The 22,658-nt window shown below is 49.8% G+C and carries 16 protein-coding genes and 1 pseudogene; 12 read left to right on the top strand and 5 right to left on the bottom strand.

Annotated elements, in window-relative coordinates; translation table 11 throughout:
- Nucleotides 1-147 precede the first annotated feature (147 nt).
- The 6 genes and pseudogenes from G9409_RS00485 (at nucleotide 148) to G9409_RS00460 (ending at nucleotide 8,405) form a co-directional block, all read left to right on the top strand.
- Nucleotides 148-831, top strand: coding sequence for a hypothetical protein (locus G9409_RS00485; RefSeq protein ID WP_166806938.1), 684 nt, complete (start codon nucleotides 148-150; stop codon nucleotides 829-831).
- A gap of 95 nt (nucleotides 832-926) precedes the next feature.
- Complete coding sequence (locus G9409_RS00480) at nucleotides 927-1,535, top strand: hypothetical protein (protein ID WP_166806937.1); 609 nt, start codon at nucleotides 927-929, stop codon at nucleotides 1,533-1,535.
- Nucleotides 1,536-1,689: 154 nt separating this feature from the next.
- Nucleotides 1,690-1,988, top strand: a pseudogene (locus tag G9409_RS12180) (HigA family addiction module antitoxin).
- 370 nt (nucleotides 1,989-2,358) lie between these two features.
- Nucleotides 2,359-3,495 (top strand): Gfo/Idh/MocA family protein, encoded by a 1,137-nt coding sequence (locus G9409_RS00470; RefSeq protein WP_166806936.1) that lies wholly within the window; start codon nucleotides 2,359-2,361, stop codon nucleotides 3,493-3,495.
- A 99-nt stretch (nucleotides 3,496-3,594) separates the two neighbouring features.
- Complete coding sequence (gene sugE, locus G9409_RS00465; protein WP_166806935.1) at nucleotides 3,595-3,924, top strand: quaternary ammonium compound efflux SMR transporter SugE; 330 nt, start codon at nucleotides 3,595-3,597, stop codon at nucleotides 3,922-3,924.
- Between the two features lie 257 nt (nucleotides 3,925-4,181).
- Nucleotides 4,182-8,405, top strand: coding sequence for a response regulator (locus tag G9409_RS00460; protein WP_166806934.1), 4,224 nt, complete (start codon nucleotides 4,182-4,184; stop codon nucleotides 8,403-8,405).
- 56 nt (nucleotides 8,406-8,461) lie between these two features.
- Here G9409_RS00460 and G9409_RS00455 read toward each other — a convergent pair whose 3' ends face one another.
- Nucleotides 8,462-10,423, bottom strand: a complete 1,962-nt coding sequence (locus tag G9409_RS00455) for an ABC-F family ATP-binding cassette domain-containing protein (RefSeq protein ID WP_166806933.1) — start codon at nucleotides 10,421-10,423, stop codon at nucleotides 8,462-8,464.
- A gap of 303 nt (nucleotides 10,424-10,726) precedes the next feature.
- Between G9409_RS00455 and G9409_RS00450 the strand changes: the two genes are divergently transcribed.
- From G9409_RS00450 to G9409_RS00435, 4 genes are all read left to right on the top strand, one after another.
- Complete coding sequence (locus tag G9409_RS00450) at nucleotides 10,727-11,512, top strand: SDR family oxidoreductase (protein ID WP_166806932.1); 786 nt, start codon at nucleotides 10,727-10,729, stop codon at nucleotides 11,510-11,512.
- 143 nt (nucleotides 11,513-11,655) lie between these two features.
- On the top strand, nucleotides 11,656-12,930 hold the full coding sequence (locus tag G9409_RS00445; protein WP_166806931.1) for a TolC family protein: 1,275 nt from the start codon (nucleotides 11,656-11,658) through the stop codon (nucleotides 12,928-12,930).
- Nucleotides 12,914-13,876, top strand: coding sequence for an efflux RND transporter periplasmic adaptor subunit (locus tag G9409_RS00440; protein WP_166806930.1), 963 nt, complete (start codon nucleotides 12,914-12,916; stop codon nucleotides 13,874-13,876). The genes G9409_RS00445 and G9409_RS00440 overlap by 17 nt, the downstream gene beginning before the upstream one ends.
- A gap of 2 nt (nucleotides 13,877-13,878) precedes the next feature.
- A complete protein-coding gene (locus G9409_RS00435; RefSeq protein WP_328700113.1) occupies nucleotides 13,879-15,852 on the top strand; it encodes an ABC transporter permease in 1,974 nt (657 codons plus the stop codon).
- Between the two features lie 287 nt (nucleotides 15,853-16,139).
- Here the strand turns inward: G9409_RS00435 and G9409_RS00430 are convergent, their stop codons facing one another.
- The gene (locus G9409_RS00430; RefSeq protein ID WP_166806929.1) at nucleotides 16,140-17,339 is read right to left on the bottom strand and encodes a Coenzyme F420 hydrogenase/dehydrogenase, beta subunit C-terminal domain; all 1,200 of its coding nucleotides are present in this window, start codon (nucleotides 17,337-17,339) and stop codon (nucleotides 16,140-16,142) included.
- Nucleotides 17,340-17,418: 79 nt separating this feature from the next.
- Nucleotides 17,419-18,597, bottom strand: a complete 1,179-nt coding sequence (sucC, locus tag G9409_RS00425; RefSeq protein WP_166806928.1) for an ADP-forming succinate--CoA ligase subunit beta — start codon at nucleotides 18,595-18,597, stop codon at nucleotides 17,419-17,421.
- Between the two features lie 144 nt (nucleotides 18,598-18,741).
- Here sucC and G9409_RS00420 point away from each other — a divergent pair, with 144 nt between their 5' ends.
- On the top strand, nucleotides 18,742-19,203 hold the full coding sequence (locus G9409_RS00420; protein WP_166806927.1) for a nucleoside deaminase: 462 nt from the start codon (nucleotides 18,742-18,744) through the stop codon (nucleotides 19,201-19,203).
- On the opposite strand, the gene G9409_RS00415 is transcribed toward G9409_RS00420, so the two are convergent.
- Nucleotides 19,200-20,219, bottom strand: coding sequence for a hypothetical protein (locus G9409_RS00415; RefSeq protein WP_166806926.1), 1,020 nt, complete (start codon nucleotides 20,217-20,219; stop codon nucleotides 19,200-19,202). The two genes, G9409_RS00420 and G9409_RS00415, sit on opposite strands and share 4 nt — an antisense overlap.
- Before the next feature lie 85 nt (nucleotides 20,220-20,304).
- The gene (locus G9409_RS00410; protein WP_166806925.1) at nucleotides 20,305-21,564 is read right to left on the bottom strand and encodes a nitronate monooxygenase; all 1,260 of its coding nucleotides are present in this window, start codon (nucleotides 21,562-21,564) and stop codon (nucleotides 20,305-20,307) included.
- A gap of 315 nt (nucleotides 21,565-21,879) precedes the next feature.
- Here G9409_RS00410 and gpmA point away from each other — a divergent pair, with 315 nt between their 5' ends.
- Complete coding sequence (gpmA, locus tag G9409_RS00405; RefSeq protein WP_166806924.1) at nucleotides 21,880-22,623, top strand: 2,3-diphosphoglycerate-dependent phosphoglycerate mutase; 744 nt, start codon at nucleotides 21,880-21,882, stop codon at nucleotides 22,621-22,623.
- The last annotated feature ends 35 nt before the right edge of the window (nucleotides 22,624-22,658 follow it).

The following is a 22,658-nucleotide window of genomic DNA, read 5'->3' as shown; positions in this document are numbered from 1 at the left end:
ACGCTTGAACACTAATAGCTGAAAATACGCCATAAAACGTGGATTCCTCAAAATCCCTGCGTACATTAAATCTTATACCTATTTTTCTGAACAGGGCATAAAGATGTACTGACCTCTTCCGGAGGTAGCCCCTTAAAGCTGTAATACTTGGATGTAGAAAAAATGATCCACAAACTGCTCAACGAATTTCGTCGAACTGATCGAGACATTGATAGACTGTCATATGTATTGTTGAGTCTTCTTGTAGTTTTGGCATGTCGTGTAACATTCCTTGTGTACGGAGGTCAGTTCGACCAGCTTTGGTCGCCACTTGCGTTATCCATTCCAGTGATTGCAGCCCTCCTTGTTGCACGAGTCGCTAATCGACTTATCATTAACGACAATATTGTTCGCGAAGAAAAGCGAAGAACGGATATTGTTCGGACTACGCACCACCTTATTGCGATAACCAAAGATCTAAAGGGCCGAGTTGAGTATGTGAAAAAACTGTTGAGTGAAGATAGTGTTCCTTTGCTACCACTCTTGCAAATTGCTCCAACTATTGAAGGCCGTTACGAAGCTTTGCTCGATCGGGAGGCATACAATCTACTACCGGGAAAATGCGTTGATCTCATAGTTAAGATGTCCGGAAGAATTTTCGGCATTAGTCGTCTCCTCCCCGCAGGAACACAAATAGCAGCTAACCCACCGTTCGCTCTTCAAAGCCTGCCAAACAAGGTCTCGAACTTACCAGCTCTCGGCCTAGCTGAGTTGATTACCGACATCCAGGAGCTGATTGACGAGCTATTTCTATTACGCGATTCACTCGACGAAGGAGGTAAGCGTTCATGAGCCCTAACCATTCGTTCAAGAGGGGCGCTACGCAGGCCAACTGGCTTCGCACCACTCAAATCAAACGTTAGCCAGACACGATTAACGCGATGATCATGAATGAACTTGAATCGGTCAAGTTGTACTGCGGCTTGATGGAGGACGTGAAAAGTCGAGTCGCCTTGATTCGGCGTTTCACTTCTGGTGAAGTCCAAGTTGGTTCGGAGCAATTCGCATACGAGTGCGTCTCAGTGCAGCTTCGCAAGGTGTTGGAACTGATCGCGTTTGCATCCTTGTGCGCCAACAAGGAGAAATACTCCGAGGCTTACTCGGGTTTCGCAAAGCACTGGAGAGCGAAGGCCCTTCTTGACGCGATCGGGCACCTTCATCCGGGGTTCTATCCGCAGCCAATGCGGCCTCCAGTCGCCAGTCCAGACGGAACGAAGCACCTCGATCGGGTAGCGGACGGATTCTTGACACAGCCAGAGTTCGTTGTACTGTACGACAAGTGCAGCGAAGTCATTCACACGCGCAACCCATTCTCGACGTCCGAGCCCAGGATCGATTTTGTTCACTCCGTCGACAACTGGCTATATAAGATAACGAGCTTGCTTAATCTGCACCTGATGGTGCTCGCAGGGCGTTCCCAGGTATGGTTGGTGTCGATGCACGAGCCGTCAGATGGCCGGGTGCACGCCTATATTGCAAATCCAAATGCTGGCTAACCTCCGCTAGCGGGATGAGGGGACAACATATTCATTGCTGTCAGTTCGAGCTTGATCTACTGCTGAACACCTATACCCCATTCTGGACTCCGGGTTGTTGTTCCGAAAGTGAAGAGGAATGCATCCGAAGCGGAAATTATTGACTATCACTGAAATGAAAGAACTGAGAAATATTCATCCGGGAGAGGTTTTGATGGAAGAGTTTTTAATTCCGTTGGAGATCTCGGCATACAGACTTTCAAAAGATATCGGGATCCCTCAGACCCGGATATCCGAAATCGTAAAGGGAAGCGGGGAGTAACGGCAGACACGGCATTGCGCCTTTCGCAATATTTCGGAAACTCCGCAAAATTCTGGTTAGGCATGCAGGATGACTATGATATTGAAGAAGGCTTGCAGATCAAGAGCACAGAAATAAAATCCATTCTTCGCCATACGAGCCACGTCTTATAATCTCCGTTACAGCGTACCATATCCTCCGCTCCACCTCGACTCGTCGGAGTGCCCTTCTGCTTTGTTATGCCGATTTCCCGATACCGTTAAAAACCCGCCTTTTCGTCAGGCTTATCTGTGCTTGACATGCAGGGATGTGCCTTTTTAGTTAAAACAATATAATCGCCTTATATATTATGAATAACTATGCTATTTTGCCTTAAAATTTCAGAAGTACGCGTGCGCAGGAGAGGTGTTCAACGGCTGGAAATGCAGAAAACGCTTTACCCTGAAAAAACAGAATTTTGCATTTGAGTTGTGAAGTTGTTCCTTTGTCTGGCGGCTTGTTATCTTTGCAAAGGATTGAAAAATATGAATATAGTTTGAGGGAATGGAGCAGAAAAAAATAAAAATAGGGTTTATCGGAAGCGGATGGGCGAGAATTGCACAGGCACCGGCCTTTTCAATGCTGGGTGATGTGGAGCTTGCCGCTGTGGCGAGTCCTACCGAGCTGCATCGTCAGAAGTTTATGAAGATGTTTGGCATGACCCGGGGCTTTGCGGACTGGCGTGACATGCTGCAATGTGATCTTGATCTTGTCTGTGTTACTACACCGACGTACCTGCACAGGGAGATGGTGACCGGAGTACTTGAGAGCGGCAAGAGCGTGCTCTGCGAGAAGCCCTTTGCGCTTGATGTTGCCGATGCAACCGGCATGGTGGAAGCTGTCGCAGCAGCCCCAGGGTTTGCGCTCATTGATCATCAGCTCCGGTTTCATCCTGCGGTCCGATGCATGAAGCAGATGATTGACGGCGGTGAAATTGGTAAAGTGTATGAAGTTCGTGCGGTGGTTAATCTTGCTACCCGGAACAGGCCCGATATGCCGTGGTCGTGGTGGTGCGATGCAGAGCAAGGCGGAGGCGCGCTTTACGCTATAGGTTCCCATCTTATTGACCTGAACCGGTTTCTGGTCGGCGAAATTTCGTCGGTCTCCTGCAATCTTGCTACCAGTATTCCCTATCGTCCCGACAGAACGGGGAAACCATGCAGGGTTACTTCTGACGACCATTTTGCCATGATGATGAAGTTTGGCGCCTCATCCGTTGCCCTTGGCAGCTCCTCCCTGATGCATGTTACCACGGTTGGCGCCTATACATGGTTCTCCTTTGAAGTTGTCGGCAGTCATAAAACCATTCGTCTTGACGGTGCAGGGCGGCTGTGGGAGGTTGAAAATGACAATGCAAAAGTGGGACGCAGTCTTATTGATGCTCCCCGATGGAAACTGGTTGAACCGATGCTTGCGTGGGACGAACTGGTGCTTCAGGAGCAGATTCGGCACTCATCATTGGCTGTTCATGGTATATTTGCTGTAGGGTTCGCCTTTTATGCCTACCGGATGGTCAAGGCACTCAAAAATGGTGAGAAGCGGTTGCATGATGCCGCTGGATTTAACGATGGTCTTATGATCCAGAGAGTCTTGCAGGCAGCCAGAAAATCGGATAAGATGCAGCGATGGGCTAAAATATAACAGGGGCATCCAAATTTTTGACAATCGGGCGCCGCCCAACGAAGTAATCGGGTTTCGGAACAAATAAACAGAGGTGACCAATCCTTTATCTCATTACTTATGGCATGGATCTATCTTGTTATTGCCGGTTGTCTGGAGTGCGGCTGGGCCATTGGCATCAAATACACCCAGGGCTTTTCCCGGCCGATCCCTTCGCTCCTGACGGCTGTGGCCATGATCGCAAGTTTCTGGCTTCTCTCGCTTGCCATGAAAACCATTCCGGTCGGAACGGCCTATGCGGTCTGGACCGGTATCGGTGCGGCGGGGGTTGCCATCATGGGGATGCTGCTGTTTGATGAATCCGCTGATCTTGCCCGCATCATCTCTCTCCTGCTCATCATTTCCGGTGTTGTCGGACTCCGGGTGTTTTCCGGCGGAATTCATCCATAAGGCGGTCTGCAATCCAAGTCACACCTGCGTATTTTCTTTTCCTCCAGCATATACATTACCTCTGGTCAGCCATATTTGAAGGCGGGGGAAAAAGTGGTAGATTATAATGCAATGCGCCCTTAATGCTTCAGGTTACCGATACCTGAACCTGTTTTTGGCGGTAATGGAAAGAGTGCACTCCTCCTTGACCATTCAGAACAGGTTATTGGAGAGGGAGAGTTGCTGGGCCATTATCCCGGATCGGATGATTATTTTGTTTGGTATGCAAGGAGATCAACCTCGTTATTGAACAGTTCATGGAGGCTCTGAATACACAGTCACCCGGTTCAACGAAAAAAAGCTATATCCCGATACTGCTTTTAGGCCTCCTTTTTCTGTGCGGCTCTTTTTTTGCGTGGAGGGCAGTTGTGCACGCTGATCGTCAGATGCATGACCAGCTGCTCCGGCAGGTGCTTATAGCTGCCCAGGGCATCGATATGGAGCAGCTCAAAGCGCTTGAAGGTTCGCCGTCCGACATGGAAAAAACGGCCTATGTGAAACTTAAGGAACAGCTTTCCAGAACCAGAGGTGCCGTTTCAAAGTCCCGTTTTGTCTATTTGCTGGGCAGGACCGGCAGCGGAACGGTTTTCTTTTATGTCGATTCCGAACCTTCAAGTTCACCGGAATCCTCTCCTGCGGGTCAGGTATATGGTGAGGCGACCGATATTCTTCAGAATGTCTTCCTGAGAAACGCACCGGATACCGAAGGACCTGTTGCCGACCGCTGGGGAACATGGGTCAGTGGTTTTGTTCCCCTTGTTGACCCCCAGAGCGGCAAGGCCATTGCAGTAATTGGCATGGATATTGATGCTTCCGAGTGGACATGGGATCTTGTCGCCCGCTCAGCAATTCCTGTCGGCTTTATCATGGTAAGCCTTATTGTGCTTACCAGTATTTATCTCGTTTCGCGCAGGGAGGAAGCCCGCCCGGGTCTGGTACTGCGACGTCTCATGCCTCCGCTTGCTGCGCTGATCTCCATACTTATCATCACACTCGGCCTCCTGCTCTGGTGGCAGCAGCAGCAGCGTCTGGAGGAGGATGTTCACCGTTCTGAAGATGAGGTTGCCGAGGCGTTGCGCCAAAGCATTGATGTGTCAAAGGAGGGCTTTATTGTTACGCTTGAGGCAATAAGCCACAACAGCTCGCTCTATGATGCATTGCGCAACCACGACAAAAACCGCCTCTACTCACTCAGTGCACCGCTCTACAAAAGGCTTGAGCGTTACTATGGCATAACACACTTCAATTTCATTGACACTGCTCGCAACTGCATTCTTCGGGTGCATAATCCCTCAAGGAGCGGAGACAGGATCAACCGGTTTACTGCACGTGAGGCACAACGCACCGGAAAGCTTTCATGCGGTATCGAGCTTGGTCCGCAGGGTACCCTGATTCTGAGTGCGGTCATTCCTGTTGAGGATAACGGCAGGCTGATCGGGTACATTGAAATCGGCCGAGAGGTTGACAGTATTCTTAAGGGATTGCATCTTGAGTCGGGGCGGGGAGTGGCGGTCTTCATCAACAAGAAGCTGCTCCAGCAATCAGGATGGGAAGAGGGGATCAAAATCTTCAAGCGGTACCGTGACTGGAATCGATTCAGCAGTGATGTGCTGGTATTCTCTTCTTTCGGTCGTTTTCCCGGGGAGTTCAATGCCGTGCTCTCCAGGGGTTTATCGGAAAGCATGCAGACCGACTGGGAGGGGAGACCCTGGCGGGTTACGGCTAAATCCTTCAAGGAGGTTTCAGGCCGCATTACCGGGAAGATCATCATCATGCAGGATATTTCGGCTTACAATGACCGAGTTTACCGTCTTGTCTCGATTGCCGTTATCTCTGTTATCGTCATTTTCACCTTTCTCTACAGCTTTCTTGTTGTTGTTCTCAGTCGGACGGACAGGAGTGTGAGGCGTCGTGAACAGGAGCTGATTCTGAGCCGCGAGCAGTATATGCTTGCTGTCAACGGCAGTAATGATGGCATCTGGGACTGGAATATCCGGGATAACAGCCTCTATCTCTCTCCACGGTGGAAAAAGATGATCGGTTATGAAGACCATGAACTTCCCAATATCTACGCCACGTTTGAAGATCGGGTGCATCCTGATGATCTGCCGGAGTATAAAATCTGTCTGGAGCGATACCTTAAAGGTGAGGTTCCGGTTTTCAGTGTTGAATTCCGCTTCAGGCACCGAAACGGCGAGTATCTGTGGCTACTTGCGAAAGGGGAAGCTCTTCGGGACAAAGATGGTCTTCCCTACCGGATGGCCGGTTCTCACAGCGACATCTCCGGAAGCAAAAAGATAGAAGAGGAGCTCAAACGACGGTCGGCTTTCCAGCTTGTGCTTATGGATCTCGCAATCGGATTTATCAATAACCCGATTGAAGATCTTGATAACTCTATAAACAGTGCTCTTGCGCTGGTTGGTGAGTTTGCCCGGGTTGACCGTGTGTATCTGTTCAGCTATGACTTTGAAAAGAGATCAATGAGCAATACCCATGAGTGGTGTGCTCCGGGTATCAATGCTGAAATTCAGAACCTTCAGAATCTGCCCAATGCAGCAATGCCGGAACTGGTTGATTCTCACCGGCAGGGGAGGATTGTGCACATTCCGGATGTGAAGGAGTTGCCGGAAAAGAGTGCTTTTCGTGCCCTGCTTGAGCCTCAGGGGATTCAGTCGCTTATTACCATCCCATTGAATTATGGTGAACAGTGCTTCGGCTTTGTCGGCTTTGATGCCGTGCGCACCCTGAAAATCTGGGCGGATGATGATCTCTCCCTGCTCAGGGTCCTTGCCGAACTGTTTACCAATGCAGAGGTTCGTCACCGCCATGAAACCGCTCTTGTTGAAGCCCGCTTTACCTCTGAATCGGCCAACAGGGCGAAGAGCGAATTTCTGGCAAATATGAGCCATGAAATCCGTACTCCCATGAACGGTGTTATTGGTATGACCGGGCTTCTTCTTGACACGCCACTCAGTGATGAACAGCGTGGATATGCCCAGGCAGTCATGGAAAGCGCGGATTTTCTGCTGGGTCTAATCAACGATATTCTTGATTTTTCAAAGATTGAGGCTGGCAAATTTGAACTTGAAACTCTTGATTTTGATCTGCGAAATGTGCTGGATGATGTCTCCTCAATCATGGCTGTGCGGGCGCGGGATAAGGAGCTTGAGTTTATCTGTGCGGCATCTCCTGATGTCACTCCTTTTCTTCGTGGTGATCCGGGGCGGCTCTATCAGGTACTGAGCAATCTTGCCGGTAATGCCATCAAGTTTACGCATCAGGGTGAGGTTTCGGTCTCGGTCGCGCTTGTTTCAACTTCAGATCATGAGGATTTGCTGCGTTTTTCGGTCAGGGATACAGGCATAGGAATTCCTGAACAGAAAATTCCCATCCTTTTTTCGAGCTTTACCCAGGTTGACGCTTCGACAACACGGAGGTTCGGAGGGACAGGTCTGGGGCTGGCAATTTCCCGTCAGCTTGTGGAGCTGATGGGAGGAGAGATAGGCATGAACAGCCGGGAAAACGAAGGCTCCGAGTTCTGGTTCTCCATTCCATTCAAAAAGCAGCAGCCGAAGCTAAACGGCGGAAGGTATTCAAAGGATGCGATTGCCGGAACCCGCATACTTATTGTTGATGACAATGCCACCAACCGCACCGTTCTGCGACGGCAGTTTTTGTCATGGGGAGCCGTTGTTAAGGAGCTGTCGGGTGGAGCGCAGGTTGTTGAGGAGCTCAAACGCGCAATTGAAAGCGGGGAGCCCTATCGCCTTGCCCTGATCGATATGCAGATGCCCGATATGGATGGAGCAACGCTTTGCCGATCGATAAAGGATGATGAAAAACTCGCGGCGACTGTTCTTGTTATGATGAGCGCCCTTGGCAGCAAGTGCTCCCAGGAGGATCTCAAGCGTATGGGGTGCACCGCATGCCTTTCGAAACCGATTCTCCAGTCCGACCTGTTTGATACGTTTGCGGCTATTATTTTTGCCGATACCGAACCGGGAGGGAGCTCAATGACTGCCGGTGAGAGCCTGCAGGAGAGTCAGCCGCAAAAAAAAGATGGTCGGGGAGAAGGAGTCCGGTTACTGCTTGCTGAAGACACCAGCATCAACCAGAAGGTTGTGATCGGTATTCTGGGCAAGCTCGGTTATCATATCGACGTGGTCGTCAATGGCGCCGAAGCGGTCAGGGCACTTGAGACTACCTCTTATGATCTTGTCATCATGGATCTCCAGATGCCTGAAATGGATGGTCTGGAGGCTACCCGTATCATCCGCAGTCCTGATTCCGCAGTACTCAATCACCGTATCCCGGTGATTGCTCTTACCGCACATACCATGCAGGGCGATCGTGAGCTCTGTATGCATGCAGGGATGACCGATTACGTTTCGAAACCGATTGACCCTGCCATTCTGGTTGAAACCATCAGGAAGTGGCTGTAGAGCATCGCTGATGATCCCGATACGTTCGGGGCTCACGACAATTTATAGCGGTGACCTTAAGCAGAGATCACTTCCCACTCGGCAAACAGCAGATTCAGTTCTGCGCAGAGTTTATGGTAGCCGTCAAGGATGCTGTCGGTCTCCTTCTGACTCTTTTTATAGAAATCCTCGGTTGCCATAACAGTTTCAATCGACTCTTTCTGCTGCTCCAGCCGGTTGATTTTCTGCTCAATCTCTTCGATTCTCTTTTTGTCCTTTTTTGCTGCGGCACTCTTTTTCGCCTGCTCTTTATCCTTTTCGGAGATTGTTTGTGTGGAGGTCTGGCTTTTCTGACGTCCGGCGGCTTCCAGTTTGCGTTCGGCTTCAATGGCTTTTTCCGCTTTCTCAAGATATTCAGCGTAGGTGCCGAGGTGAAGCTGCATGTTGCCGTTTTTGATCTCTATCACCTTGTTGACCAGGCTGTCGAGAAAATAGCGGTCGTGACTGACGAGCAGAAGGGTTCCGCTGTAGTTTTCAAGCGACTCGATCAGCATCTCTTTTGAACGCATGTCAAGATGGTTGGTCGGTTCATCCATGATCAGCAGGTTAGAGGCCTGCAGGAGGATTTTGGCCAACGCTACCCTTGATTTTTCCCCTCCCGAGAGCACCCTGATTTTTTTATTGATGGCATCTCCGCTGAAGAGAAAACAGCCGAGAATATCCCGAACCCTTTTCTGGGCTTCAGAATTGGGTGCGGAGTCGAGCATTTCGTTATAGATGCTTTTTTCCGGCGAAAGGCTTTCCGTCTGATGCTGTCCGAAGTAGTTCAGTGAGACATTGTGACCCATGGTGAGCTTGCCTTCAAAATCGAGCTGTCCGGCAATGATTTTGCAGAAGGTGCTTTTTCCTGCGCCGTTAGAGCCGACAATAGCGATCCGGTCTCCTCGCATCACCTCCAGATCAAGTCCCTTAAGAACCGGCTTTATTGTTCCGTCCGGCAGGGTGTAAGCTTTTTTTACGCCTTCAAGCCGCATCACCTCTCGACCGGATGGCATAGCTTTCGGAAAGCGGAAGGAGATTCGCGAGAGGTCCTCCTCGGGAGACTCTATCTGGCTTTCAAGCTTCTCCATCTGCTTCAGACGACTCTGTGCCTGGCGTGCCTTGGTTGCCTTGTAGCGGAATCGGTCGACAAAGGCGCGGAGCTCCTCCATTTTTTTGAGATCATTGGCATATTTGCCCATCATCAGTTCATAGCGCTCTGCCTTCTCCTTTTCGTAATAGGAGTAGTTCCCCTTGTACTCATGAATGCGTGCAAATGCAATTTCAAGGGTCTTTTTTGTGAGTTTGTCAAGAAAAAACCGGTCATGGGAGACGATGATATAGCTGTGCTCGTAGTTTACCAGATAGTTCTCCAGCCACCGGAGTGAATCTATATCAAGGTGGTTGGTCGGCTCGTCAAGCAACAGGAGTGTAGGGTTCTGCAGGAGCAGTTTGGTGAGATGGAGGCGCATCTGCCATCCACCGGAAAAAGCCTTGACTTTTTTGTGGAAATCTATCTCGCTGAAGCCGAGTCCTGCCAGCACCTTTTCGGCATCGGACTGCATGGTGTAGCCTCCCAGATGTTCAAACTCATGCATGGCATCGGAAAAGCGTTCTATAAGCTGGTGGTAGGATTCACTCTCATAATCCTGTTCCGGAAGGGCGAGCTCGTGCTCCATGCGGGTGATTTTTTCCGATAGAACGCAAAGCCGTTCGTTCGCCAGGAGAGCATACTGCAGGGCGGTTTTTTCCAGATCCGCATCAAAGTTGATCTCCTGCGGCAGGTAGCCGATGGTTGTTTCCGCTGATTTGAGCAGCTGCCCGCTGGTCATGAGCCCGCTGTCATAGGTCGTTCCGCTGATATGGCGGAGAAGGGTCGATTTGCCAGTACCGTTAAGGCCTACAAGTGCGACATGGTCAGTGTCGCCGACCCGGAACGATGTGTCGACGAGGAGCTCTTTGGTTCCGACGGTAAGAGAGAGGTTTCTGGCTTCAAGCATGATTGACTGGACTTATAGAGATGATCGGCATCAGGGCACCACGAATACCCTCTTCTGCAGGTTGATTGCTTCGCTTGGCGGTGCTCATCATTGAATAATAATTTTTATACGGTGGAAAATACAATATTTCATGAAAGCATCATGACCGGAATGCATCTCTGCGGTCAACCATCCGTTTTTCCGGTTTGGAGGGCATCCGTCAAGAGCTTCAGGGCAGTTGCGATAGCGGGCTGCTTGCCCGATCGGTCTGAATTTCACTAACTTACAGGGGGTCTGCCTCCTCTACTGTTAACAGATTGTTTTATGAAACATATTGTCATAACCGGGAGTACCCGTGGTATCGGCTTCGGACTTGCCGAGCGGTTTCTTCAAAAAGGGCACAGGGTTACGCTTAACGGATCTCATCAGGAGCGTCTTGATGAAGCGTTATGCCGTTTGAACAAGTACAGGGAGCGGGTGTATGGTGTTGAGGGAGATGTTGCCGACAGGGAGAGCATGGAACGGTTGTTTCATTCGGCAGCAAACCGCTTCGGCAAGGTTGATATCTGGGTGAACAATGCCGGTATCGGTCAGCAGCAGAAAAGGCTTTGGGAACTTGATGATAGAGCGGTAAAACAGCTGCTTGCGGTCAACCTGCTCGGGGTGATCAACGGTACCGTTGCGGCATTCAACGGTATGAAGCTGCAGGGGTACGGCAGGATATTCAATATGGAGGGTCATGGAAGCAAAGGCGCAATTATTGACGGAATGAGTATGTATGGAACGTCAAAAAGTGCCGTGCACTATTTTACCAGAGCATTTGCCCATGAGGCCGGAAAGTCCGGTATTCAGTTCGGAGAGGTGAGTCCAGGTATGGTAATAACCGCTCTTCTCCTCGACACGGTGAGCGAACCATCCGAAGAGAGCCGGAAATGGAAAGGATTTTATAATCTTCTGGCTGATGAAGTTGACTCTGTTACGGAATTTCTGGTGAAGAGAATGCTTGCAGCGACAAGAACCTATGAGCGTATTGAGTGGCTGACAAAGAGAAAAGTCCTGTTCAGACTGCTCTTCGGTGTTTTTCGGAAGCGGGATTTTTTTGCATCATGAACAATATGCTGTCAATTTTCTTCTCTCTGCCTGAATTAATTATCGTTATAAACCGAAAGGTTTTAATGAAATGAACGTCAAACTTGAAAGTGGTGTTAAGAGTACATTGTTCATAGTATCGCAAGCAACAGAAACAGGTTTCAATGAGAGCAAAATTTTATCATTTTCTGATATTAGTGCTGCTTTTCACCGCATCTCCGCTTCAGGCAGCAGAAACGTTGACATGGCAGCAGTGTGTAAGTGAAGCCAGGCAAGCTCATCCTGACCTCTATTCCGCTCTTGCAGTTATCCAGCAGGCTGAAGCTGACAAGCAGATTGCTGCAGGTTCCTGTTTTCCCCAGCTCAGTGTAACCGTAAGCTCCCAGGAGAGAACCGGCACCGCAAAAGCAACACGCACCGCTTCATCGTTCAGCTACTCTCTGGCTGCACAGCAACTGCTTTTCGACGGTCACAAGACATCGAAACAGATCAGGAGTGCTCTTGAATCGATCAATGCCGCAAAATACAATTACAGTTCCGTGTCGGCCGATCTGCGCTTTGCTCTCCGGTCGGCCTATACTGAACTGCTCAAAGCACAGGATTTTGTAGCTCTTGCCCGGGAGATAGCCGAGAGGCGCCGCAATAATGTCCGGTTGATCAATTTGCGTTATCAGGGCGGCAGGGAGCATATCGGATCGTTTCGACAAGCTGAAGCCGATCAGGCACAGGCGAATTTTGAGGTATCCCAGTCAGAACGGGCGCTTCTTGTTGCCCAGGCAAAACTCGCCTCTGCGCTTGGACGGGATCAGCATAACCCGATAAGGGTTGTGGGGGCATTTACTGTGGCGTTGTCAGCTTCCGGCAAGCCGGATATGGCAATCCTGGCCAGAAATAATCCGCTCTTTCAGCAGCTTGATGCCCAAAGCAAAGCTGCCCGCTATGATCTTGATGCCGCCCGGAGTGCTTTTTTTCCACAAATCTATCTCACCTCAACCATAGGGCGAAGTGCCACTGACCGGTTGCCGATGGATGCTGTAGACTGGAATTCCGGTGTTACCGTTTCAATCCCGATCTATGAGGGCGGAAGTGGCCGTGCGAGGGTGTCGCGTGCGATGGCGGTGGTGAGCGGGCACAATGCGGCACAGAAAAGTGGTTATTTGCAGCTTTACGATAACCTTGAAGAGAGCTGGAAGAGCTTTCAGGATGCGCGGCAACTGGTTACCGTACGCAAGAAGTTTCTTGATGCGGCAATGGAGCGCTCCTCGATTGCCAATGCGCAGTACTCGAATGGTCTGGTGACCTTCAACGAGTGGGTGATTATTGAAAACAATCTTGTCAGTGCAAAAAAAGAGTTTCTTAATGCCGGGGCAGATCTCCTGATTGCCGAGGCTAAATGGATACAGGCAAAAGGGGGAGGAGTTGATGGTGAAGAGAAATAAGATCATTGCAGCGGTTCTTGCTGTTGTTATTGTTGCCGGGGTCACCGGGTTTCTGTTGTTCAGGGGCGCCAAAAGTTCCGGTCAGCGATTTGAAGAGATTCGTCCCACACGAGGCAGCATAAGTTCATCGGTATCGACTACCGGTGCGGTTGAGCCCGAGAACCGGGTTAAAATCAAGTCTTCGGTCGGCGGAAGAGTCGAGGAGGTTCTTGTTGATGAAGGTCAGTTTGTCAGCAAAGGGACGGTACTTGCCATGCTCAGTTCGACCGAGAGAGCAGCTCTGCTTGATGCCGCCAGGCTTCAGGGCAAAAGCGAACAGAGTTACTGGAACAATGTCTATAAAAAAACTGCTGTTATAGCTCCGATGGATGGTCAGGTTATTGTGCGGAGCGTCAATCCCGGACAGACCGTTACAACAAGTGACTCGTTGTTTGTGCTCTCCGACCATCTTATTGTCAAAGCCTACGTTGATGAAACCGATATCGGACGGGTAAAAACAGGCCAGAAGGCGGTTATCGGCCTGGATGCCTATCCTGAAATCAGGGTGAACGGGGTGGTTGAACACATTTACTATGAGTCCCGTTTGCAGAACAATGTGAGTATCTACAATGTTGATGTGATTCCGGATCGTATACCGGAAGTGTTCCGTTCCGGTATGAGTGCCAACATCCGGATTATTGTACAGGAGAACAGTCGTGCGCTGCTCTTGCCACTGAGGGCGGTGCAGAGCAGGAACAGCAGTCAGGTAGTGATGCAGAAAAAAAGAGGCCAGGATGGCGGGCAGCGCTATACAAGGGTGAAAACCGGGTTGCAGGATGACGGCAAAATAGAGATTCTTTCCGGCATTACTGACAGCTCTGTTGTTCTTCTGCCGGACTCCTCGTTTGTACTGCCGAAAAACAACGGCGGGACCAATCCCTTTACCCCGCAAAGGAGCCGGAGGTGAGTGTGCAACATCTGCTTGAACTTGTCGATGTTCACCGGACCTACCAGATCGGGGAGAGCACCGTTCAGGCACTGCGCGGAGTTTCAGTGACCATAGAGCAGGGTGAGTTTGTTGCCATTATGGGTGCTTCCGGATCGGGCAAATCCTCCCTGATGCAGATACTTGGTCTGCTTGACACTCCCGACAAGGGCAACTACCTGCTGCTCGGCCAGAATGTCAATACCCTGAGTGAAGATGAGCTGTCAGGGCTCCGCAACAATGTTGCCGGGTTTGTTTTTCAGCAGTTTCACCTGCTCAAGCGCATGAGCATTGTGGAGAATGTGCGCCTGCCGCACATCTACAGCGGCATAAAAGGGGATTTCCGTAAAGAGGCCATAGAGCGGCTCCGTCAGGTTGGTCTTGCCGAGCGAGTTGATCACACACCCAATCAGCTCTCCGGCGGTGAGCAGCAGCGGGTAGCTATTGCACGGGCGCTGGTGCGCGATCCATTGATTATTTTTGCCGATGAACCGACCGGAAATCTTGATACGAAAAACTCGGCCGAGATCATGAAGATCTTCAAAGGACTTCATGAAGAGGGTAAAACCATTGTTATGGTGACCCATGAAAAAGAGATAGCCGACTATGCAGGGAGGGTCATCACCATGAGAGATGGTGTTATCATATCCGATGAACAGCGGACGGGGAGTGTGCCGGTAAGCTCTGCTGAGCGTCTCGCGGGTTTTGAGATCCATGGATCCGCAAAGGTCTCGTTATGGCAGGACGGGCGCTTTATCGGTTTTATGGCACAGGCTTTCCAGGCGATTCTTGCCAACAAGATGCGCTCATTTCTTTCAGTACTCGGAATATTTGTCGGGGTAGCCTCTGTGATTGCCATGATGGCACTTGGCGAGGGTGCCAAGGCCGCCATGCAGGAGCAGCTTAAATCCATGGGCTCCAACATGCTCTCAATCAGGGGTGGATCGGCCAAGATCCGCGGTGCTGCCCAGGGTGCAGGTGCTGTTGCCCGTTTTACCGCCATTGATGTGGAAGATATTGCCGAGCTTACCACACTGGTAAAAAATGCCACCGGTGTCGTCAACGGCAGCGCACGAATGGTCTACGGCAACAAAAACTGGAGCTCAAGCCTGACCGGTGTCGGCTATGATTACGGAACCATGCGGGCCTCAACGCCAACTGTCGGCAGGTGGTTTACGCGGGAGGAGATACAGAAGCGTGAAAAAGTGGCCATTATCGGTGTTACGGTGGTCAAGGAGCTATTCGGAAACACCAACCCGATAGGAGGTACCATAAAGATTAACAGGATTAATTTTACGGTCATAGGGATCGCTCCGGCAAAAGGGTTTTCAGGTCCGCAGGATGAGGATGATGTGGTGCTTATTCCGGTGACGACGGCCATGTACCGGGTGCTCGGCAAGGATTATCTCAGCGGTATTTTTGTTGAAGTTACCTCTCCAACCCTTATTGAGCAGGCAAAGAGTACGATCAGTGAACTTATCCGGAAAAGGCACCGGCTTCAAGCCGATGACGACTCCTTCAATATCCGGGATATGACCGAGATACAGAAGATGCTCAGCAGTACAACCCAGACCATGAGTGTTCTGCTTGGTTCCATAGCTGCTATTTCGCTTGTCGTAGGCGGTATCGGCATCATGAATATCATGCTGGTCTCGGTAACCGAGCGCACCAGGGAGATCGGGTTGCGCAAGGCGATCGGGGCACGAAAGGGAGACATCATGCTGCAGTTTCTCGTAGAGTCTGTCGGGTTAACCATAAGCGGAGGTTTGATCGGGATAGTTGCCGGTATCGGGGTCTCTTTTATGCTTGCCATTTTTGCCGGATGGGCCGTTAAAACCTCTGTTGTTTCGGTTGTTGTGGCTACCGTGTTCTCTGCCCTTATCGGTATTTTTTTCGGACTCTGGCCCGCCCGAAAAGCTGCGGAACTCAAGCCTCTCGAGGCGCTCCGTTACGAGTAGCATCTGCCCGGGATGGATCTATTGTTTAAAAGTTTTTTCCGCCGACTGAGCTTACTTTACATTTTTTTGTGCAGGATTCTGCCTCAAAGCGCGTCATACTTTGTGAGGGGAGTTACCTGTCTCTCCGGAATGGTTTCAACAACAGGTCCGCTCTTGAGTCAGTTGCATGATGATGATGATGCAGGAACGCAAAGATGAGTGATGATTGAGATGACAGGGACGGGCAGGTTGTTGCTTTGGACAGCGGAGGGGAAGTTGTTTCTCTTCGCTGTTTTTTTTTTCAGGTTTCAGGCTTCAAGGCCGTACTCCTCAAGAATGGTGTATACATGGCGGGGAACCAGTCGTTCAAGGTGCTGCGGATAGTTGAATTTTACAAAGTAGTAGTGTTTTATAAGGTGATGGTCCACAGAAAAATGTGCGAATCCAATGCCCCTTGGTCCTGTACGGAACAGGAGTTCCGAGATCAGGTGGCCTGCTGCAACCGGGATTTTACGGGTTGTGCTGAACTCCTTTTTTTGGCATTTCATACTTTCGGCAGAACTTTTTGCCGCAGCCGCTACAAATTTAAAGCACTCCCACTCTCCTGATTCCGGAAAGGTTTCCAGTTCATCAGCGATCAGATTGTTAAGCACAGCGCCTTTTTCTGTGCGGACCAGTACCCACTGTAACGTGCCTCTTTTTTTGAACGGCGCGGCCAGATATCCCACCGTTATATCAGCAAGTCCATTCAGGTAATCGAAACAGCTCAGGCATGAGTGCGGAAAGATTTCCGGGTTGGTCAACTCTTCCGGCAGGCTGAAAAAAGGGATTTTCTCAAGGTGACCGTCGAGATGTTTGACGTGTACCCGGTAGTCCGGCATGAATTCAATATGGCGGGCTGTTGCCGGTGATTTTGAAATTCTTTCAAGAATCCACGGCCACTTTTTTTCGTTTGCATTATCGACGCAGGGAATGCCGATGGTATAGATTTCCATATTGCGCAGATAGTCGAATCGCCGATGAAAGTCACGCAGTGCATGAATATGACATGCGGCACCTATAACGAGGAGTCGTTTCAGCCCTTTGGTGTGAGCCTCTTCAAGGGAACGGAGCACGGGCGAAAGGACGGGAATACTTCCCTTTGCCTTGTAGATGGATGGTTCAGACTCAGCAAGAACCGGTATTGGTTTGAAATAATTGTTTTCATCACGGTGCAGGGTTACCACACCCTCAACAAGTTTGCTGTTTAAAGCTTTTTCAGCTAATCGGGTTATGATGCCTGACCATTGGGCGCCCGGAAGCGCTGTCCGGAGCCGTGCTACAAAGCGTGAACGGGTTATTCCGAAGCGTGATTCTTCCGGATCGAGAGGGTCTCTTTGGCGCCCGAAAAGGGCGGTTTCATGCTCTCCGAGCCATCCGGTATTGAAAACACAGCTTTGCAGGCTTTCGGAGGAGGGCCATTTTTTTATCGAGCAGAGCCCGCATGAACTGCAAAGAGGTTTCGGCATAGATGCACTGAAAAAAAACACCCCGCAGATTGAATATGCGGGGTGAATGGTTTTTACCTTACAGAGAGCTCTTCATGAGTCAGGCCATGGAGAGTGCCTTGTTGACCTTCTGGGCCGCATCGCGAAGGCCGTTGGCTGAAATGAGATTCAGCCCCGAGTCATCAAGCATTTTCTGGGCTATTGGGGCGTTGGTGCCCTCAAGGCGCACAATGACCGGCAGATGCAGGCCGATTTTTGTTGCGGCTTCAATAATGCCGCCCGCTACACGGTCGCAACGGACAATGCCGCCGAAAATATTGACGAGTATTGCTTTGACATTTTTGTCGCTCAGAATGATCTTGAACCCCTCTTCTACCGTCTGGGGGCTTGCCGAACCACCTACATCAAGGAAGTTTGCAGGTTTTCCTCCGGCAAGCTGGATCATGTCCATGGTTGCCATGGCAAGGCCTGCGCCGTTGACCATACAGCCTACATTGCCGTCAAGGCGTACATAGTTGAGATTGGATTTTGAAGCTTCAACTTCAAACGGATCCTCTTCGCTGATATCGCGCAGTTCAATAAACTCTTTATGGCGGTAGAGTGCATTGTCATCAAAATTGATCTTTGCGTCAAGTGCGAGTACCTTACCCTCTTTGGTAACAACGAGCGGGTTTATTTCAGCAATTGCCGCATCAATCGAGGTGTAGGCCTTGTAGAGTGCCGATATAAAGTTGACCGCATTGCGGAACTGCTCGCCTTCAAGTCCAAGGAAAAATGCAGCCTCACGTGCCTGGAATCCCTGCATACCGTAAAGCGGGTCAATCTGGATTTTCAGGAGTTTTTCAGGGGTCTCTTCGGCAACTTTCTCGATCTCCATACCACCCTCGGTTGAAACCATCAGAACATTCTGCGATGTTGCGCGGTCAAGGGTAATGCCGACATAAAACTCCTTTTCAATATTCATACCCTCTTCAACAAGCAGCCTTCTGACCTCTTTTCCCTCGGGTCCGGTCTGATGGGTGACCAGTGTCAGTCCGATCAGCTGCTGTGCTATGTCAAATGCCTCTTCTGCTGACTTGGCAAGTTTGACTCCTCCGGCCTTACCTCTTCCGCCTGCATGAATCTGTGCTTTTACAACAACCACCGGACAACTCAACTCCTCAAAGAGCTGCTCGGCAGCGGTTTTTGCTTCTTCCGGGGAATAGGCAACAATTCCTTTCGGTACGGCAACCCCGAATTTTCTCAGGATATCCTTGCCTTGATATTCATGAATGTTCATATTTTTAGGTCTTGGGTTACGGACAATAGTTCACACGAGTAATGCAGGGAAATCGAAAATTGCGCAAAGAGCAATAGTATAACGAAAATTACGTTTACGGTAAAACCTGTGAACGCTCAACACATCAATATTTACACAAATAGTATGCTCGATTTTACCTGGTGTATGGAACTTGCGTTCCGTGAGGCGATCAAAGCGTTTGAAAAGAAGGAAGTTCCTGTCGGAGCGGTGATCATTGACAGTAACGGTCACATTATCGGAAGGGGATACAATCAGGTGGAATCACTTTGTGATGCAACCGCGCATGCTGAAATGATTGCCCTGACCTCGGCTATGGCTACGATAGGAAACAAGTACCTTGAAGATTGTACTCTTGCCGTTACCATGGAGCCCTGCCCCATGTGTGCGGGAGCTATTGTCAATGCAAAGGTAGGGAGAGTTGTTTTCGGGGCCTATGACCCGAAAATGGGTGCATCCGGTACGGTGATGAATATAACAGGATGTCAGCAACTTAATCATCAACCGGAAGTTTACGGCGGGATTATGGAGAACAAGTGCCGAACCCTCCTGCAGGATTTTTTCAGGGAGCTGCGTAAAAAGCCCTAATCATCATCATGATCCTGCGAAATATTCTCCCTGATGATGTTTTTCAGGGAGCTTGCAAGGTGGGAAACAATATCCTGGGCTATACCACTTCCGCTTGATGGCTGAACGGTGTCAAGGCTTTCGATTCCTGCCTGTTTGACCGCTTTGCTGATGGTAACCGATAACAGGGGGTTGCACTCCCTGACGATCTCCTTGAGCATGAATGAAGCTTCAAACATGCTCTGCTGAATAACCTCTTTTTCGTCTTCTTCAGTTATAACCTGACAATGACGGGTGGCGATGATTCCGGCAAGACAGGTAAGGTAGGTGTTGGTTGCACCGGCAAGGAAAAGGTTCATAAAAAAAGGGGTCAGCAGGTTGCCTGCAGGCAGCAGTGAAGAGAGGGTGTTGCTGAACGCGGACTGGATAATCGGCTTGATATGGGCAGGGATCTCCTCTTTTTTAAAGTCGGCAAGCGGGAGATACTCATAGACGGAACGGACCAGCAGAATAAACTCTCTGAGATGCTGTTCGCGGTTGTGAAGAATATAAATGGCCCAGACCATTTTAATGTTATTCAAAAGGGTGGTCGTTGTGCCGTAAGAGGTGTTCTGGGCGAGGGCACCTACAAAAAAATTTTTGGTCGCAAACTGCTTGATATCGTTGAGCGAGTCGACTTCAAGGAATTTGAGATTGGTGCGGACCCATCGAAGGTCTTTCAGCTTCTTTGAAGCATCAGGATGCTTTGAGTGAACAGGCATCCGTTTTGCCAGATAACCGGAGTAGGCGGCCATCTGCCTGGAATTTTCATTATCCGGCAGATCGGGTTTGATTGGAAGCGAAAAGAGCCGGATCCCGCTGTACAGCGCAGTGGCGAGAAGCGCACAGCTGAACAAAAGAAAAAGCGTTCCTGTATTGGGATAGAGCGCATCGAGCAGCGTTGCCGCACTGCTCAACTGATTGACCGTAAAGACAACCAGAAGGAGTATGACCGCAAGAAGGGCGGTAAAGAAGAAAAATGAGGCTTTTCTTTTCATGGCAGCTGCATGTTCTACTCTTATTCAGGCCTTCGCAGGAAATTGTGAACACACCGGATGCGGCTCTCTTTTTGCAACAGCTTCTTTATGCCAAAGGTTCCGGTTCCGGCAGCCTTATGGAGTGGTCACGACTGAACTGATAGTCGAGAAAAATATCCTCAGCTTTTGGAATCTGCCACTTGCCATTATCGAGGCGGTTTGTTGTCTCCTTCAGCCGGTAGGTGGTGTGCCCGCAGGTCCAGCAGTCATAGTTGGCCATGCCGGTACAGAGGCAGGTTTTCTCTTTGACAACTATCGGTTCACCGGGCTTTCTTTCGGCAAGAGCGTGGTAGTAAGCATCGATATAGCTGCATTTTCCGCCGTTTTCAAGCAGGTATCCGAGTCCCTCGCAGTTCGGTTTTATGGCATAGCGAAGGGTTGGAGAGTTAATGAGCATCCTCATCGGATAACCTGTGGTTGAGGCCATATTGATGACAATATCCTCTTCTCGCGCGTTGAGATAGTGTTGTTTTACCTCATTTGGCAGGCCGGACTCTTTGGTAATGGTAAACCGTGTGGCAACCTGTACGGCACCGGCACCCATCCTGAGGTAATCGACGGCATCGGTACCGGTAAAGATTCCTCCTGCAGGGATAACCGGAATGTTCAGCTCCTCTTTTTTCATGAAGTCGAGTACTTCAATGAAAATTGTCTTGAGATCAAAGGTATGCCAGTCATCGGGTCCAAAGCCGAGGTGACCTCCGGCAAGCGGACCTTCAACAATAATATAATCCGGCAGTCGGTTAAGGCGAACCGCCCGTTTCAGGAAAATGGAGAGTGCCCTTACCGAGGAGATGATCAGGCCGATTTTAACATCCCGGAACCGGGGATGATCCTGGATCAGATCAAGCGTTCGGAGATTAAGGCCGGCAGCGAGGGTCAAACCGTCGATTCCGGCATCCATAGCAGCAGAAAGTCTGACCTTCAGTGTCTCGGAGGCGTTGTTCATGGTCAATTTTTCCATGCAATTAAGAAAAATCGCCCCTTTGCCGGTTTTTTTTGAGACCGTATGTTCGATATATAATTTTTGCGCTTTGGCTACCTCTTCAAGATCGAAGAGGACTTCCGATTTGTCAGGATTGTTGATGAATCCGGCGTATTTTTTGCGTTTCTGACTGACAAATGAAGTTTTCAATATCCTGTCGCAGACATAGCCGTTTTCAGCATCGGAAATATGTCCGATGCCGCCGAGTTTCTCAGCCACAAGCGCAAGTTCGGTTGTGGAAATATTGACCCCCATGCCACCGATAATGATTGGCACATACTCTTTTCCGCCTAACTGTAATCTGAAATTGTCTACGTTCATTGTCTTTTTATCGGTATAAATAGCATTTACAGATCCTCTTTGCCCCTGAGGTCAGGGGGTCGGCAATACGAAACCCACAAACAGCCGCAAAAATTAAAATTATTTAAGATATCATATTTCGTTTTATAAATCTACTGACAATTCTCTAAATCACTCCTTCTCCGGTAACTATCATACGCCTTCCCTGCTATTCTTTCCTTCCCGGAGCGGATGAAGTTTGAGAAAAGAGGTGGAGAATATTAAATTGCAGGCCATAACAGAGAGCACCTCGGATTTCCGGCATCAAAAAATATTCTGAAAGGGGGAAAGAGCAATATGATTAAACTCGTCTTGTTACGTCATGGTGAGAGCCAGTGGAACCGTGAAAATCGCTTTACCGGCTGGTATGATATTGATCTTTCCGAACAGGGAAGAAAAGAGGCGGCCAATGCCGGAAAATTGCTCCGGGAAGCAGGATTTGTTTTTGATGTTGCCTATACCTCTGTTTTGAAGCGTGCCATAAGGACGCTCTGGACAGTACTTGATGAGATGGATCTGATGTGGATTCCTGTGTTCAAGAGCTGGAGGCTCAACGAACGGCACTACGGTGCCCTGCAGGGTCTTAACAAGTCGGAGACCTCCCAGAAGTATGGTGATGAACAGGTTCTTGTATGGCGTCGGAGCTATGATACCCCTCCTCCAATGCTTGAAAAAAGTGATGAGCGTTATCCTGGATCAGATCCCCGTTATGCAGCTCTTGCTGAAGAACAGATTCCTTTGAGTGAATGTCTGAAGGATACGGTGGAGAGGTTTCTGCCGTTGTGGCATGACACAATAGCTCCTGAAATTCGTAAAGGGAAAAACGTGATCATTGCAGCGCATGGAAACTCCCTGCGAGCCCTGGTCAAATACCTTGACCACATCTCTGAAGAGGATATTGTCGGCTTGAATATTCCGACCGGGATTCCTCTGGTCTACGAACTCGATGATGAGCTCAAGCCCCTGAAAAGCTACTACCTCGGTGACCAGGAAGCCTTGAAGAAGGCTGTAGAGGCGGTTGCCGGTCAGGCAAAAGCATAGCCTTTCCGGGAGTGATGCGATCGTGGAATATTTTG

Source organism: Candidatus Chlorobium masyuteum, assembly GCF_011601315.1.
Classification (GTDB): domain Bacteria; phylum Bacteroidota; class Chlorobiia; order Chlorobiales; family Chlorobiaceae; genus Chlorobium; species Chlorobium masyuteum.
Note: the sequence above shows the minus strand (reverse complement) of the source record. Positions and strands in the feature narration are given on the sequence as shown.

What these genes read in the sequence shown, in the direction of transcription:
- G9409_RS00470 (WP_166806936.1), top strand. Translation starts at nt 2,359, where the DNA reads ATGGAGCAGAAAAAAATAAAAATAGGGTTTATCGGAAGCGGATGGGCG.
- G9409_RS00455 (WP_166806933.1), bottom strand. Translation starts at nt 10,423, where the DNA reads ATGCTTGAAGCCAGAAACCTCTCTCTTACCGTCGGAACCAAAGAGCTC.
- G9409_RS00420 (WP_166806927.1), top strand. Translation starts at nt 18,742, where the DNA reads ATGCTCGATTTTACCTGGTGTATGGAACTTGCGTTCCGTGAGGCGATC.
- G9409_RS00410 (WP_166806925.1), bottom strand. Translation starts at nt 21,564, where the DNA reads ATGAACGTAGACAATTTCAGATTACAGTTAGGCGGAAAAGAGTATGTG.
- gpmA (WP_166806924.1), top strand. Translation starts at nt 21,880, where the DNA reads ATGATTAAACTCGTCTTGTTACGTCATGGTGAGAGCCAGTGGAACCGT.
- sugE (WP_166806935.1), top strand. Translation starts at nt 3,595, where the DNA reads ATGGCATGGATCTATCTTGTTATTGCCGGTTGTCTGGAGTGCGGCTGG.
- G9409_RS00415 (WP_166806926.1), bottom strand. Translation starts at nt 20,219, where the DNA reads ATGAAAAGAAAAGCCTCATTTTTCTTCTTTACCGCCCTTCTTGCGGTC.
- G9409_RS00450 (WP_166806932.1), top strand. Translation starts at nt 10,727, where the DNA reads ATGAAACATATTGTCATAACCGGGAGTACCCGTGGTATCGGCTTCGGA.
- G9409_RS00440 (WP_166806930.1), top strand. Translation starts at nt 12,914, where the DNA reads ATGGTGAAGAGAAATAAGATCATTGCAGCGGTTCTTGCTGTTGTTATT.
- G9409_RS00445 (WP_166806931.1), top strand. Translation starts at nt 11,656, where the DNA reads ATGAGAGCAAAATTTTATCATTTTCTGATATTAGTGCTGCTTTTCACC.
- sucC (WP_166806928.1), bottom strand. Translation starts at nt 18,597, where the DNA reads ATGAACATTCATGAATATCAAGGCAAGGATATCCTGAGAAAATTCGGG.
- G9409_RS00480 (WP_166806937.1), top strand. Translation starts at nt 927, where the DNA reads ATGAATGAACTTGAATCGGTCAAGTTGTACTGCGGCTTGATGGAGGAC.
- G9409_RS00430 (WP_166806929.1), bottom strand. Translation starts at nt 17,339, where the DNA reads ATGCCGAAACCTCTTTGCAGTTCATGCGGGCTCTGCTCGATAAAAAAA.